Source organism: Nocardioides sp. LS1 (assembly GCF_003865225.1).
In the GTDB taxonomy this organism is placed as follows: domain Bacteria; phylum Actinomycetota; class Actinomycetes; order Propionibacteriales; family Nocardioidaceae; genus Nocardioides; species Nocardioides ginsengisegetis.
The window spans coordinates 231,684-245,208 of sequence record NZ_BIFF01000001.1 but is presented as its reverse complement, the minus strand read 5'-3'; the positions used below and the strand labels follow the sequence as shown (position 1 = coordinate 245,208).

15 protein-coding genes are annotated in these 13,525 nt (G+C 73.9%); 10 read left to right on the top strand and 5 right to left on the bottom strand.

The features are described 5' to 3' along the window. Positions 1–57 precede the first annotated feature (57 nt). The 3 genes from EJF31_RS01170 (at position 58) to EJF31_RS22240 (ending at position 5,766) form a co-directional block, all read left to right on the top strand. Positions 58–2,379 (top strand): LuxR C-terminal-related transcriptional regulator, encoded by a 2,322-nt coding sequence (locus tag EJF31_RS01170; protein WP_125035276.1) that lies wholly within the window; start codon positions 58–60, stop codon positions 2,377–2,379. Between the two features lie 115 nt (positions 2,380–2,494). Next, positions 2,495–3,508: a DUF5995 family protein gene (locus EJF31_RS01165; protein ID WP_221767414.1), complete on the top strand. Its 1,014-nt coding sequence runs from the start codon at positions 2,495–2,497 to the stop codon at positions 3,506–3,508. Positions 3,509–3,525: 17 nt separating this feature from the next. Then, entirely contained in the window at positions 3,526–5,766 is a 2,241-nt protein-coding gene (locus EJF31_RS22240; protein ID WP_185736098.1) for a LuxR C-terminal-related transcriptional regulator, read from the top strand. A 6-nt stretch (positions 5,767–5,772) separates the two neighbouring features. On the opposite strand, the gene EJF31_RS01150 is transcribed toward EJF31_RS22240, so the two are convergent. Together EJF31_RS01150 and EJF31_RS01145 are read right to left on the bottom strand one after the other, a co-directional pair. Continuing rightward, complete coding sequence (locus EJF31_RS01150; RefSeq protein ID WP_125035273.1) at positions 5,773–6,003, bottom strand: hypothetical protein; 231 nt, start codon at positions 6,001–6,003, stop codon at positions 5,773–5,775. Between the two features lie 22 nt (positions 6,004–6,025). Continuing rightward, on the bottom strand, positions 6,026–6,376 hold the full coding sequence (locus EJF31_RS01145) for an STAS domain-containing protein (protein WP_125035272.1): 351 nt from the start codon (positions 6,374–6,376) through the stop codon (positions 6,026–6,028). 173 nt (positions 6,377–6,549) lie between these two features. Here EJF31_RS01145 and EJF31_RS01140 point away from each other — a divergent pair, with 173 nt between their 5' ends. From EJF31_RS01140 to EJF31_RS01110, 7 genes are all read left to right on the top strand, one after another. Then, entirely contained in the window at positions 6,550–7,296 is a 747-nt protein-coding gene (locus tag EJF31_RS01140; RefSeq protein WP_125035271.1) for an SDR family oxidoreductase, read from the top strand. A gap of 32 nt (positions 7,297–7,328) precedes the next feature. Then, a complete protein-coding gene (locus EJF31_RS01135) occupies positions 7,329–7,769 on the top strand; it encodes an MOSC domain-containing protein (protein WP_221767413.1) in 441 nt (146 codons plus the stop codon). An 82-nt stretch (positions 7,770–7,851) separates the two neighbouring features. Then, positions 7,852–8,148, top strand: a complete 297-nt coding sequence (locus tag EJF31_RS01130) for a hypothetical protein (protein WP_125035270.1) — start codon at positions 7,852–7,854, stop codon at positions 8,146–8,148. 131 nt (positions 8,149–8,279) lie between these two features. Beyond that, positions 8,280–8,876 carry a hypothetical protein gene (locus tag EJF31_RS01125; protein ID WP_125035269.1) on the top strand — a complete coding sequence of 199 codons (597 nt, stop codon included), beginning with the start codon at positions 8,280–8,282 and terminating at the stop codon, positions 8,874–8,876. Positions 8,877–8,989: 113 nt separating this feature from the next. Next, a complete protein-coding gene (locus tag EJF31_RS01120) occupies positions 8,990–10,555 on the top strand; it encodes a peptide chain release factor 3 (protein WP_125035268.1) in 1,566 nt (521 codons plus the stop codon). A 96-nt stretch (positions 10,556–10,651) separates the two neighbouring features. Next, a complete protein-coding gene (locus tag EJF31_RS01115; protein WP_125035267.1) occupies positions 10,652–10,942 on the top strand; it encodes a DUF1876 domain-containing protein in 291 nt (96 codons plus the stop codon). 104 nt (positions 10,943–11,046) lie between these two features. Continuing rightward, a complete protein-coding gene (locus EJF31_RS01110) occupies positions 11,047–11,547 on the top strand; it encodes a hemerythrin domain-containing protein (RefSeq protein WP_125035266.1) in 501 nt (166 codons plus the stop codon). Between the two features lie 60 nt (positions 11,548–11,607). Here the strand turns inward: EJF31_RS01110 and EJF31_RS01105 are convergent, their stop codons facing one another. The 3 genes from EJF31_RS01105 to EJF31_RS01095 all read right to left on the bottom strand — a co-directional run bounded on the left by EJF31_RS01105 (position 11,608) and on the right by EJF31_RS01095 (position 13,484). Beyond that, the gene (locus EJF31_RS01105) at positions 11,608–11,808 is read right to left on the bottom strand and encodes a hypothetical protein (protein ID WP_221767412.1); all 201 of its coding nucleotides are present in this window, start codon (positions 11,806–11,808) and stop codon (positions 11,608–11,610) included. Between the two features lie 35 nt (positions 11,809–11,843). After that, positions 11,844–12,803, bottom strand: coding sequence for an NAD(P)/FAD-dependent oxidoreductase (locus EJF31_RS01100; protein ID WP_125035265.1), 960 nt, complete (start codon positions 12,801–12,803; stop codon positions 11,844–11,846). Between the two features lie 183 nt (positions 12,804–12,986). Then, on the bottom strand, positions 12,987–13,484 hold the full coding sequence (locus EJF31_RS01095; protein WP_125035264.1) for a MarR family winged helix-turn-helix transcriptional regulator: 498 nt from the start codon (positions 13,482–13,484) through the stop codon (positions 12,987–12,989). Positions 13,485–13,525 lie beyond the last annotated feature (41 nt).

Genomic DNA, 13,525 nt, shown 5'->3' with positions numbered 1-13,525 from the left:
ACCCTGACCCGGCCGACGAGGCTCACGGCATCCGCGCGCGACTACGCTGGACGCGGGATGGGCGCCACCGCCGCGGAACGTCGGAGCAACCTGCCCGCGGAGCTGTCGAGCTTCGTGGGACGGCGGCACGAGCTCGCCTCGGTGCGCAGCGGGCTGGCCTCGCACCGCCTGGTGACCCTGCTCGGGCCCGGCGGGATGGGCAAGACGCGACTGGCCTACCGTGCCGCGGCCGACCAGGAACGCCGCCTGGCCGACGGGGCCTGGGTGGCCGAGCTGGCCCCCGTGCCCCTCCCCGAGCTGGTGCCGGACACGGTGGTGGCGGCGCTCGGGCTCCGGTCCGCGGCCGGCAGCCCGACCGAGCGGCTCGTCGCGCACCTGCGCGAGCGGCACCTGCTGCTGGTCCTCGACAACTGCGAGCACGTCCAGGACGCGGCCCGGGCGCTGGCGGCCGAGCTGCTCGACGCCTGCCCCGCCCTCCGGATCCTCGCGACCAGCCGGGAGGCGCTCGCGCTGCCCGGCGAGCTGGTGCTGCCGGTGCCGCCGCTGCCGATGCCCGGGCAAGGCGTGGCGTCGCCGGAGGCCCTGATGCACTTCGACGCGGTCCGGCTCTTCGTCGACCGGGCAGCCGCCAGCTGGTCGTCGTTCCAGGTCACCGCGGACAACCAGGAGGCGCTCGCCGAGCTCGTACGCCGCCTCGACGGGATGCCCCTCGCCATCGAGCTGGCGGCGGTGCGGGTCCGGTCGCTGACCGTCGAGCAGATCCTCGAGCGGCTCAGCGACCGCTTCGCCCTGCTCACCCGGGGCAGCCGGGCGGCGTCGCCCCGGCAGCAGACACTGCAGGCGCTGCTCGACTGGAGCCACGACCAGCTCGAGCCGCGCGAGCGGATGGCGTGGGCGCGCACGTCGGTCTTCAGCGGCGGCTTCGACCTCGCCGCGCTGGAGGCCGTGGCGTGCGACGACGACCTGCCGGGCGAGGCGCTGCCCGACGTCGTCGACCGGCTGGTCGCCAAGTCGGTGCTCGTGCGCGAGCCGTCCGACGTGGGCGGCGCGGCCCGCTTCCACATGCTCGACTCGCTCCGCGAGTACGGCGCCGCACGGCTGGCCGAAGCCGGCGGCACGGCCCGGCACGCCGAGCGACACCGCCACTGGTACGCCGAGCGGGCGGCGCTGGCCGCGCGGGAGCTCTTCGGGCCGTCGCAGGTCGACTGGTTCGACCGGATGCGCGCCGACCACGACAACCTGCGCTCGGCCCTGGAGCGCCTCGCCCACGACCCGGCCGACGCGGCCGAGGGCCTGCGGATGGCCTGCGCGATGCAGCACCACTGGGTCATGGTCGGCCGCTTCGGCGAGGGGCGGGCCTGGGTGGAGCGGCTGCTGGCGCAGCTCGGCGACCAGGACGCGGCCAGCGCGACCCGGGCGGCCGGGCTCGAGGTGGCCGGCCGGCTGGCGGTCCTGCAGGGACAGATCGAGGTGGGCCGGCCGTTGCTGAAGGAGGCGCTGGCCACCGCGACGGCGGCCGGCGACGCGACCTGGCGCGCGCACTCCCTGCACGGCCTCGCCCTGGCCTCGGCCTTCTGGGGCGAGCCCGCCGCCGCCCTGCCGCTGCTCGAGCAGGCCCTCGAGCTGCACCGCGAGGGCACCGACCCCTTCGGCGTCCCGCTGGCGCTGGTCCAGGTCGCCACGGTGCACGCGGCCCTCGACGACCCGGACCGGGCCATGGCCCGCGCGGAGGAGTGCATCGCGCTGAGCGAGGCGGCCTCCGAGCGCTGGTGCGCCGCGATGGCCCGCTGGGTCCAGGCGCTCGTGCAGTGGCGGCTGGGTCGGGGCACCCGCGCGCGGACCTACGCGCGCGACGTGCTGCGTCTCAAGGAGCCCTTCGGCGACCGGATGGGGATGGCGATGTCGCTCGCCGTCGTCGCGTGGGCGGAGTCCGAGGCCGGGCACGCCGCCGAGGCCGCGCGGCTGCTGGGAGCGGTCGAGTCGGCCCTCGACTCGATCGGCGCGACCCTCTTCGGCCACCTCCACGAGGACCACGACCGATGCCTGGCCCGGACCCGCGAGGCGCTCGGCGAGCTCGCCTTCGCCCGGGCCTTCGAGGAGGGAGCGGCGCTGCGCTTCGACGAGGCGGTCGCGCTCGCCGTCGGTCGCCGTACGCCGGCTCCCGCCGACCCGGACGCCGACGGGGTCCGGCTCACCCGGCGGGAGACCGAGATCGCGACGCTGGTCGCCGAGGGCCTGACCAACCGCGAGATCGCCGAGCGGCTGGTGATGGCGCGCCGCACCGCCGAGGGCCACGTCGCGCACATCCTCGGCAAGCTCAGCCTCACCTCGCGCTCCCAGGTGGCCGCCTGGGTGGCCGCCCAGCACCCCGCTGAATGAGGGTGGACTAGACCATTGCAGGTTGGCGTGTAGCGCACGTCACGTGCTGCGGCGCCGGACCCCTCCCCCTGCGCATGATCGAAGGCGCACAACGCTGCCTGGGGAGGGAGCCACGTTGTTCAGGAAGTGCGCACATCGCCGTGCCCGACGGACGGCCCGATGGACGGCCCGATGGACCGGGAGCGTCCTTGCGGGAGCCCTGCTCGCCGCGCTCGCGGCCACCGGCCCGCCGGCGTCTGCGGGCACCACCCAGCCCAACGTCCCGTGGTCGGCGTACCTGGCCGGGTGGACCGACCAGTACGTCCCGACCAGCGACAACGACTGCGTCGCGGGCCGCGACAAGTGCCTGAAGGCGACGCTCAAGGAGCTGGCCCGGGTCGCGGACGACACGGCGACCAGCTGCTCCCACAACGCGATCTTCGCCCGCGCCTACCTGCGGATGACGCAGACCTACGGGTGGAGCCGCGCGATCTCCGGCTACTACGCGGACGTGCCGTTCGCCAACCACCAGGACGCGGTCTTCGCGAAGTACTTCACCGACGCCTACTACAACTACCAGTCCGGCAACCGCGCCGCCGTGCCGCAGGCCTGGCAGATCGCCCTGGACGCCTCGCGGGACGAGCGCGTCACCGGCACGGGCAGCCTGCTGCTCGGCATGAACGCCCACATCAACCGCGACCTCCCGTTCGTGCTCGCGGCGGTCGGGCTGGTGGCCCCGGACGGGTCCTCGCGCAAGCCCGACTACGACGCGGTCGAGCGGTGGCTCTACACCGCCACCGAGCCGCTGATCGCCGAGTTCGCGGCGCGCTTCGACCCCACCGTCGACGACGGCGACGACCCCTACGGCATCAGCAACCTCGCGCTCTTCCAGCTGGTCTCGCAGTGGCGCGAGACCGCCTGGCGCAACGCCGAGGCCCTGGTGTCGGCGCCGACGCCGGACGCACGCGCCCAGGTCGCGGCCTCGATCGAGGCGGCGGCCACGCAGGCGGCGAAGGGCATCCTGGCCACCCAGTCCTACGTCCCGGGCCTCAGCTCACCCGTCGCGCGCGACCGGTTCTGCCGCGCGCACTACGCCGACGCTCCCCCGGAGGCCTACGACTTCGGCATGGCCAAGCCCTTCGGCTACTAGGAGGTGGCCGGACGTTGGTGACCTCGCGTCACGGTGACCTGGTCGGGCGCCGTCAGGAGCTGGCCGACCTGCGGAGCACCCTCGGCTCCGCACGGTTGGTCACCCTGACGGGTCCGGGCGGGATCGGGAAGACCACGCTCGCCCGCGCCGCCGCCGCCGACCACGGCCGGGCGCGCCGGGAGGAGACCTGGGTGCTCGACCTGGCCGACCTGGTCGACGCCGACCTGCTGGGGCACTCGGTCGCGGGCGCGATCGGGGTCCAGGCCCGGGGTGCGTCGGCCGACGAGGTCGCGGCCGCGGTGGCCGACCGCGCCGGCCTGCTCGTCCTCGACGGCTGCGAGGCGATGCTCGACGCCGCCGTGTCGCTGGTCGCGGCCCTGCTCGCCGCGGCGCCCCGGCTGCGGGTCCTGGCCACCTCGCACCAGCAGCTCGGCGTGACCGGCGAGGTCGTGGTGCCCGTCGGGCCGCTCCCGGCCGAGGACGCCCAGGCGCTGTTCGCCACCCGCGCGGCCACCGCCCTGCCGTCCTTCCGGCTCACCGACGACAACGCCGTCGCGATCGCGCGACTCTGCGAGGCGCTCGACGGGGTGCCGCTCGCCGTCGAGCTGGCCGCCGCGCGGATCCTGGTGCTCTCGCCGCAGGGCATCCTCGAGCGCCTCGACGACCGGCAGCGGCTGCTGGTGAAGGGCGCCCGCGACGCCCCCGCCCGGCAGCGCACGCTCCGGGCCTCGCTCGAGGCCAGCCACGAGCTGTGCACCCCGGACGAGCAGCTGCTGTGGGCCCGGCTGTCGGTGTTCACCGGCGGCTTCCCCCTCGAGGCGGCCGAGGAGGTCTGCGCCGGCGACGGCCTCGACGCCGGCGACGTGCTCGACCTCGTCGACGGGTTGCTGGACAAGTCGGTGCTGACCCGCGAGGACGACGGTGCCTCCTACGTCCGGTTCCGGATGCTCGACTCCCTCCGGGAGTACGCCCGCGAGGCACTGACCGAGGACCAGCTGCGGGCAACGCGCGACCGGCACCTGGCGTGGTACGCCGACCTCGTCGGCACCGCGGTCGCCGGCTTCTTCGGTCCGGGCCAGGCCACGTCGTACCGCACCCTGCGGCGCGAGCACGCCAACCTCCGCGAGGCGCTGAGGTACGCCGTCGCCGACCCGCGGCATGCGGCGCAGGCCCTGGCGATGGTGGCCTCGCTCGAGCCCTGGTGGGCGGTGACCGGGCGCGTGAGCGAGGCGCGGCACTGGCTGGCCCGGGCCTGCGAGGCCGCCGACGCCGAGCCGGACAACCGGGTCCGCGCCCTGGCCCTCGCCGGCTGGACCGCGACCCTCCAGGGCGACCCGGATGCGGGTCGGTCACTGCTCGAGAAGGCCGACGCGGTGATCGCGGAGCACCCCGTCGGCGACGCGACGCGGGGCCGGCTGCTGGTCGCCCGCGCGCTCGAGGCGAGCTGGCGGGGCGCCCCGGACGAGGCGCTGGTGTCGCTGGAGCAGGCGGTGGCCTCGGCCCACGCGTCCGGTGACCGGATGCTCGAGGTGACGGCCGTGCTCGTGCTCGGCCTGTCCCACGCCTTCGTGGGCGACCTGGACCGGGCCGGGGTGACCCTCCAGGCATGCGTGGACCTCACCGAGCCGGTCGGCGAGGTGCACGTCCGCTCCTACGCCCTGTCCGCGCTGGGGATGCTCGCGCTGCTCCGCGGGGACGCGGAGACGGCCGCGGACCTGGAGCGGCGGGCGCTCGTGATGAGCGCCGAGCTCGGCGACCGCTCGGCCACGGCGTTCGTGCTGGAGGTGCTCGCGTGGGTGGCGGCCGCGGAGCGCCGCACCGAGCGTGCCGCGACGCTGCTGGGCGCGGCGGACGCCCACTGGCGCCACCTCGGGGTGGACCCGGACGCCGTGCCCTACCTGTCGGTCAACCGCCGGCTGAGCGAGGAGCGCGCCGGGATCGACCGCGGCACTCCCGCCTTCCGGACCGCGTTCACCCGCGGCGCCGCCCTGCCCGAGGACGAGGTGCTGGCGCTGGCCCTGGACCGGACGGTCGAGCCGACCACCTCGGTGGAGGAGCAGGTCCCGCTGACCCGTCGCGAGCTCGAGGTGGCCCAGCTCGTCGGGCGCGGACTGTCCAACCGGGAGATCGCCGAGGAGCTCGTCATCTCCCAGCGCACCGTGGAGACCCACGTCGACAACACCCTGCGCAAGCTCGGCTTCGGGTCGCGCACCCAGGTCGCCGCTTGGGTGGTCGAGCTAGCGGCCCGGCGCTCCTGACGGGCCTCAGGCCCGCGTGTGGTGGGTGCGGTCGACGGCGCGCGCCAGCTCGATGAGCACCGCGTGCCAGTGCGTGTGCGCGTCACGGTGGGCGCGCTTCACCTGGGCGAAGCAGCGGTCGCACGTGTAGGTGCCGCGGGCCGCGGCGCCGAGGCGCTGGCTCGCCGTCAGGTCACCGTGCCACTGCCGGTGCTGCACTTCGTCGGTCGGGGTCAGGCCGCACAGGTCGCAGGTCATGACGATTCTCCGCGCCACGTGCTCAGACTGCCGTGTCCAGCTGGGGCGTGAACTCCAGCCGCTCGGTGAGCCCGCAGATCCGCATCAGCCGCCACACGACCGGGCTGGCCCGGACCACGGAGACGGTCCGGCCGAGCTCCTCCTGCGCGTGCTGGAAGGACAGCAGCGTCCGGAGTCCGGTCGCGTCGCAGAACGTGAGCTCGCCCAGGTCGACCAAGACCGTCGTGATGTCCCGGCGATCGGCGTACGCGTGCATCGGCACCTCTCCCACTCCGCTCAGGTCGAGCTCTCCCCCCAGGTCGAGAAACAGGTACGGCGCGTCGGGGACCAGCGAGATCTTCAACAGCGTGGGCAGTGGTGACGGTTCGTGCATCGGGGCATCCCTCCCAAGAGCTCCAGTACGACTGCGATGTCGTACCTCGATCGTGACGTCTGCGGCCCGTCCGGACCTCCGAGGGACTACGGAGGCGACTACGTATCTCCCGTGCAGGTGGTCCGTGGGGCGTGCGAGGGTTCGGGGACCACCCACCTCGACAGGGGGCTGACATGGAGCACGACGTCGTCGTGATCACGGGCGGCACGCGCGGGATCGGCGCGGCCACCGCGCGTCGGCTCGCGGCCTCGGGCCAGGCGCTCTGCCTGGGCTACCGGTCGCAGGACGACACCGCCCACGCGCTCGCGGCCGAGCTGGCCGGTGCGGGGGCGGAGGTGCGCGTCGTGCGCTGCGACGTCGCGAGCCCCGCCGACGTCCGGGCCCTGTTCGCCGCGGCCGACGAGCTGGGCCGCGTCGTCGGCCTCGTCAACGCCGCGGCGGTCCTCGAGCAGCAGTGCCGGATGGACGCCGTCGACCGGGACCGCTGGGAGCGCGTCTTCGCCGTCAACGTGTTCGGGGCCGCGGCCTGCTGCAGCGAGGCGGTCGCCCGGATGTCGACCGCCCGCGGCGGCGCCGGCGGCGCCATCGTCAACGTCTCCTCCCGCGCCTCCGAGCTCGGCTCGCCCCACGAGTACGTCGACTACGCGGCCAGCAAGGCCGCCCTGGACACCCTGTCCCGCGGGTTGGCCCTCGAGGTCGCCGCGGACGGCATCCGGGTCAACGTCGTGCGGCCCGGCATCATCGACACCGACATGCACGCCAGCGGCGGCGACCCCGGGCGGGCCGCCCGGCTCGGGCCGACCCAGCCGATGGGTCGGGCGGGCCGGCCGGACGAGGTCGCCGAGGCGATCGCCTGGCTCCTCGGCCCCGCCGCATCCTTCACCACTGGCGCCTTCCTCGACGTCTCGGGCGGCCGCTGACCCTCCCCCTGGGAGCCTCCTAGGCTGACCGGGTGCCCACCGTCCACGCGCTCCACACCGCCAAGGGCAGCCGTCTGCCGATGCGCGCGCAGGAGCGGATCGAGGTCGAGACCGGCCGGGGCATCGTGGACGACCGCTACCACGGCGCCCGGCACCGGCAGGTCACCGTGCAGAGCCACGAGTCCCTGCTCGAGGCCTCGCTGGCGTTCGGGGCGCCTGTGCCACCGGAGCTGACCCGACGCAACATCACGATCTCCGACGGGGTCGTCCCGGCCGCACCCGGCAGCCGCCTCCGCATCGGCGGCGTCCTCCTCGAGGTCGTGCGCGTCGCCGCGCCCTGCAAGCTCCTCGACGACACGATCGGCGACGGCGCCCAGGCGGCCCTGCGACGCCGCGGCGGCTCGGTGTGCCGGGTGCTCGCCGGCGGCAGCATCGCCCTGGGCGATCCCGTCGACCTCGACCCCGACGACTGATCGACCCGGGCCCAACGCCGGCGCAACCGGGACCTTCGACGGCACCGCACCGGGCACCGGGGCTCCTAGGTTGAGGTTGAGGGTGAGCCCCGAGGCGAGCAGGCCCGCCGATGTCGGCCCAGCAGCACGCGTCTCGACGCCGGTCACCGGCCGATACGGCCGCCCGGCCGACCCCGCGCTCTGGCAGGTACTGGTCGCCGGCGTACCCGCGCTCGTCGTCTTCGCCGTCCCCGGGGTCCTCGCGGTCACCCAGGGACGCCGGGCGATGCGGCTCGGCCGTCCGGACGGACGCGTCCCGGCCGTGATCGGCGCCGTGATCGCGCTGAGCTTCATCGGGGTGAACCTGCTCTCGTACGTCGCCACCGTCGTCCTCGGCTGACGGACGTCCCGCCGCGACGGGACCTACGGCCCCGCGAGTGCGGTCGCTGTGCCCTGTGGCGCACCCTGCCCGCGTCCCTAGCGTCGTCCTCGGGTGGACAGCCCACCCGGACTGACGTGAGGAAAACGAACATGCGCTCGGTACTCGACAAGCTCGTCTCGTGGATCGGTCTGGCCCTGGCCTGCTTCCTGCTGATCGCGGGAGGGCTGCTGACCTGGGCCAACGGCTTCATCGGTGACCAGGTACACACCCAGCTGATCATGCAGGACATCACCATGCCCGGCGGCGACGCCCTGACCGGCCTCCCGTCCGCCGACGCCTCGGCGCTGAAGAAGTACTCCGGCAGCAAGCTGGACACCGGCCCGGAGGCCAAGGCCTTCGCCGACCACTACATCCTCGTGCACATGAACGAGGCGAGCGGCAACCGGACCTACGAGGACGTCAGCGGTGAGTACATCGGGCTGTCCGACGCCGACAAGGCCTCCGCCGACGGCCAGGCCCTCGGCCAGCTGCGCCAGACGCTCTTCATGGGCAACACCCTGCGCGGGCTGCTGCTCTACGGCTACGCGTTCGCGACGGTCGGGACGATCGCCGGCATCGCCGCCATCGCGTCCTTCGCCGGAGGGGCCATCCTGCTGGTGCTCGTCGCGCTCGGCCTGTGGCACGCCCGCCGCACTGCGGTCGCCGCGGACCAGAGCACCACTCGTCCGGTGGCGCAGCCGGTCTGACCCGGCAGCACTCACCCCAGCGCGAACGCCGCCCGAGGCCACCCGGCCCCGGGCGGCGTTCGTGTGCTCCGGCGGATGCCCGGGTGCGGGCCTCCGGCGGGTAGATTCGCTCGGTGCCCGACACCCGCCCCCGCCGTACCTTCGCCGTCATCAGCCACCCCGACGCCGGCAAGTCGACCCTGACCGAGGCGCTCGCGCTGCACGCCCGCGTGATCACCGAGGCGGGCGCCGTCCACGGCAAGGGCGATCGCCGGGCCACGGTGTCGGACTGGATGGCGATGGAGAAGGCGCGCGGCATCTCGATCACGTCCGCGGCGCTGCAGTTCGTCTACCGCGACCACGTCATCAACCTGGTCGACACCCCGGGCCACAGCGACTTCTCCGAGGACACCTACCGGGTGCTGTCCGCGGTCGACTCGGCCGTGATGCTGGTCGACGCCGGCAAGGGGCTCGAGCCGCAGACCCTCAAGCTGTTCAAGGTCTGCGCGCTGCGCGGCATCCCGGTGATCACCGTGATCAACAAGTGGGACCGGCCCGGTCTGTCGGCCCTCGAGCTGATGGACCTGATCCAGGAGAAGATCAAGCTCCGCCCCACTCCCCTGACCTGGCCGGTCGGCGAGGCCGGCGACTTCCGCGGGGTCCTGGACCGTCGTACGGGCGAGTTCGTGAAGTACACCCGCACCGCCGGTGGAGCCACGCGGGCCCCCGAGCGGCGGATGACGGCCGACGAGGTCGAGGAGAACGACGCGCAGGTGTGGGCCGCCGCGGTCGAGGAGCACGACCTGCTCGGCCTCGACGAGGCCGACCACGACCAGGAGCGCTTCCTGGCCGGCGAGACGACGCCGGTCATGTTCGCCTCGGCGCTCCAGAACTTCGGCGTCGCGCAGCTGCTGGACCTGCTGCTCGACCTCGCGCCGGAGCCCGGCGCGACGGCGGGCGTCGACGGCTCGGTCCGCCAGGTCGACGACGAGTTCAGTGCCTTCGTGTTCAAGGTCCAGTCCGGCATGAACAACGCCCACCGCGACCGGCTCGCCTACGCGCGCGTCGTCTCCGGCACGTTCGAGCGCGGCATGGTCGTCACCCACGCCTCCACCGGTCGCCCGTTCGCGACGAAGTTCGCCCAGGCGGTCTTCGGCCGCGAGACGACCTCGGTCGAGAACGCCGAGCCCGGCGACATCATCGGCTTCGTCAACGCGCAGGCGCTGCGCGTCGGCGACACGGTGTACGTCGGCGACGCCATCGAGTACCCGCCCGTCCCGACCTTCGCCCCCGAGCACTTCGTGACCGCCAGCGCCGGCGACATCGGCCGCTACAAGCAGTTCCGCAAGGGCATCGAGCAGCTCGACCAGGAGGGCGTGGTGCAGGTGCTGCGCTCCGACCTGCGCGGCGACCAGACCCCGGTGCTCGCGGCGGTCGGTCCGATGCAGTTCGAGGTCGTCGAGGACCGGATGACCAACGAGTTCAACGCCCCGATCCGCTTCTCCCGGCTCGACTACCAGGTCGCCCGGATCACCGACGCCGCCGGCGCCGCGAAGCTGTCCGGGATGCGCGGCGTCGAGGTCCTCCAGCGCAGCGACGGCACGCGGCTGGCGCTGTTCGTCGACCAGTGGCGCGCCATGGTCACCGCCCGGGACAACCCCGACATCCTGCTCGAGGCCCTGCCCGCCGGCGGGAGCTGACCGGCCCGAGTGCCCTGAGCCGGCGGACCTTGGCCCCTGTCGGCCGCGCCCCCGCAACGACGAGAGTCGGAGCACGGAGCGACGGAAGGACCAGCCATGCACACGGCGAAGTGGACCATCGACCTCTTCCTGTTCGAGGACGGGCCGCACACCAGGGCGGAGGCCGTCCTGCGGACCGGTCTCGGCACCGAGCTGCGCAGCGTCGGAGCCGCCCGACGGAACCCGAGCGACCCCGAGGTCCCCGAGATCGGCGACGAGCTCGCGGTCTGCCGCGCCCTCAACGGCCTGGTCCACGACCTGATGGAGTCGACGATCGCCGACATCGAGGCCAACAGCCCCGGCCGGCGTCCGACCATCGACGTGGACGAGCCGGTGCGTCCGGGCTGACGCCGCGCGTCGGCTTCACCCGGAGGGGCGAGGTCACCTTCGCCGCGGCGGGGTACGGGACTCCCGGAGCACCCGCTCCCCCGCAGCCGATCCAGGGAGACCCCATGTCCACCGATGCCATCGTCCTGCTCAAGGACGAGCACCAGCTGATCCGCAAGGCCTTCACCGACTTCGAGGAGGCCGGCGACAAGGCGTACGCCGCGAAGGGCGCCGCCGTCGACCGGATCATCGAGCTGCTGACGGTCCACACCTACCTCGAGAACGAGGTGATGTACCCCCGCGTCCGCGAGCTGCTCCCCGAGGTCGAGGACGACGTCCTGGAGTCCTACGAGGAGCACCACGTCGCCGACGTCCTCGTGGTCGAGCTGGCCGCCATGAAGCCCGACAGCGAGCGCTTCGTCGCCAAGACCACCGTGCTCATCGAGAACGTCCGGCACCACATGGACGAGGAGGAGCAGGAGTGGTTCCCGAAGGTCCGGGAGGGCCTGGGGCGGACGGTGCTGCAGGAGATCGGGGCCGAGATGATCGAGGCCCGCAAGACGGCCCCGAAGCGTCCCTCCCAGCCCAGCGCGCTCAAGAAGACGATCGACGCGATCATCTCCTGACCCCCGGCGTCACCAGAGGCCCCCACCGTCCACCCGGTGGGGGCCTCTGCCACGCGGTCGTCAGCGGCCGACCAGCTCCTCCTCGGTGGTGCCGGCGAGCTCGTCGTACGCCGCCTCGACGCCGGGTCCCTCGACGGTGACGTGCGGCAGGATCCGGTCGAGCCAGGCGGGGCGCCACCAGTTCCGGTCGCCGAGGAGCGCCATCGCGGCGGGCACCAGCACCAGCCCGATCATCTTCAGCGACGGGATCGGGCCGACCACGAAGCTGGTGAGCGCGATGGTGATCCGTGGGCCAGTCAGATCGGGAGACCGAGGCGGTAGTTCACGACGGCGATCGGCAAGTCCTCCTCCACGAGGTCGTTGTTGATGGCGATCGCCGCCGCGGAGCCCTCACCGGCGGCGGTGATGACCTGGGCGCGCGGGTCGACGGCGTTCCCGGCCGCCCAGACGCCGGGCACGCTGGTGAGGCCCGTCGGGTCGGTGGTCACCCAGCCGTCGTCGCGGGACCCGCAGCCCAGACCGACGAGGAGGTCGTCGTACGGCACGAGATGCGGGCGGACGAACACGGCGGCGCGGGGGACGACGTGGCCGGACCGGAGCTCGACCCCGGTCAGCCGGTCGTCCTCGACCACCAGTCGGGTGACGGGCTCGTCGACGACGCCGACAGCGCGGGCGACGAGCTGCTCGCGCTGGTCGGCGGTGAGCCGGCTGCCGTGCGTGAAGAGCACGACGTCGGCGGTCCACTCGCGCACCAAGTGGGCGTGGGCGACGGCCTCGGGGGTGCCGCCGAGCACCCCGAGTGGTTGGTCGCGCACCTCCCACCCGTGGCAGTAGGGGCAGTGCAGGAGGTCGCGTCCCCAGCGCTCCCGCACACCCGGGACGTCCGGGATCTCGTCGCGCAGCCCGGTGGTGACCAGGACGCGGCGGGTGCGCAGCGTGCTCCCGTCCTCGAGCCGGACGTCGAACCAGCGCCGGTGCCCCCGCGCGGGGGGCGCCGATCCGACCAGGGCGAGGGCGGTGGCGCGGCCCGCGATCAGCTCACCCCCGTAGCCGGCGACCTCCTCGCGGCCGGTCCGCAGCAGGTCGGCGGGCGGGAGCCCGTCAGAGCCGAGGTAACCGTGCATGTGTGCCGCGGGCGCGTTGCGCGGCTCGCCGGCATCGACCACGGCGACGCGGCGGCGGGCTCGGGTGAGGACCAGGGCCGCCGAGAGGCCGGCGGCGCCTCCGCCGACCACCACCACGTCGTATTCGTCCATGGGACGAGAGTGACCGCGTCCGGTCCTCACGACAACGGGTGGCGCCGGATCTGCCCCAGGCTCGGGTACGTCGAGTCCGACGCCGTGGCCGTCCCCGGCTCGGCCGCCGCGGCGCTCACCCTCCTGCGGTCCGGGCAGGCGCCAGTGGAGGCGCGTCGACGACGGCCCGCCGGATGAAGGCAGTCAGACACCGCTCCGGTCGGGGTCGTAGAGCCCGCTCAGGCGCCCGTCCGGGTCCAGCCGCGTCAGGAGGGCCGCGCCGATCTCCCGCAGCTGGTCCACCTGGGCGGGCGTGAGCGGGTCGAGCACGTGGCGGCGTACGGTGTCGACGTGCCCGGGGGCGGCCGCCACCACGGCGTTCCACCCGGTGGAGGTGAGCCGTGCGTTCGTGGCCCGCCCGTCCTCGGGGCAGGGGAAGCGCTCCACCAGGCCCCGCTCCTCCAGGCGTCGTACGACGTGCGAGAGCCGCGGCAGCGTGGCGTTGGTGCGTTGCGCGAGGGAGGTCATCCGCAGGGTCCGCTCCGGCTCCTCGGAGAGCATCGCGAGCACGAAGTACTCGAAGTGCGTCAGCCCCGAGCTCTCCCGCAGCTGGGAGTCCAGCACGCCGGGGAGCAGCTCGACGACCGCCACCAGCCGCAGCCACGCGGCCCTCTCGTCCTCGGCCAACCATCGGGTCTCCATGGGCACAGCCTAGCCCTTTAGTTGACGGAACAACCAAACCG

Bases quoted from the DNA above. Each gene is read 5' to 3' on its own strand.
- EJF31_RS01170 (WP_125035276.1), top strand. From the start codon at position 58: ATGGGCGCCACCGCCGCGGAACGTCGGAGCAACCTGCCCGCGGAGCTG.
- EJF31_RS01150 (WP_125035273.1), bottom strand. From the start codon at position 6,003: ATGACCTGCGACCTGTGCGGCCTGACCCCGACCGACGAAGTGCAGCAC.
- EJF31_RS01145 (WP_125035272.1), bottom strand. From the start codon at position 6,376: ATGCACGAACCGTCACCACTGCCCACGCTGTTGAAGATCTCGCTGGTC.
- EJF31_RS01140 (WP_125035271.1), top strand. From the start codon at position 6,550: ATGGAGCACGACGTCGTCGTGATCACGGGCGGCACGCGCGGGATCGGC.
- EJF31_RS01125 (WP_125035269.1), top strand. From the start codon at position 8,280: ATGCGCTCGGTACTCGACAAGCTCGTCTCGTGGATCGGTCTGGCCCTG.
- EJF31_RS01115 (WP_125035267.1), top strand. From the start codon at position 10,652: ATGCACACGGCGAAGTGGACCATCGACCTCTTCCTGTTCGAGGACGGG.
- EJF31_RS01110 (WP_125035266.1), top strand. From the start codon at position 11,047: ATGTCCACCGATGCCATCGTCCTGCTCAAGGACGAGCACCAGCTGATC.
- EJF31_RS01100 (WP_125035265.1), bottom strand. From the start codon at position 12,803: ATGGACGAATACGACGTGGTGGTGGTCGGCGGAGGCGCCGCCGGCCTC.
- EJF31_RS01095 (WP_125035264.1), bottom strand. From the start codon at position 13,484: ATGGAGACCCGATGGTTGGCCGAGGACGAGAGGGCCGCGTGGCTGCGG.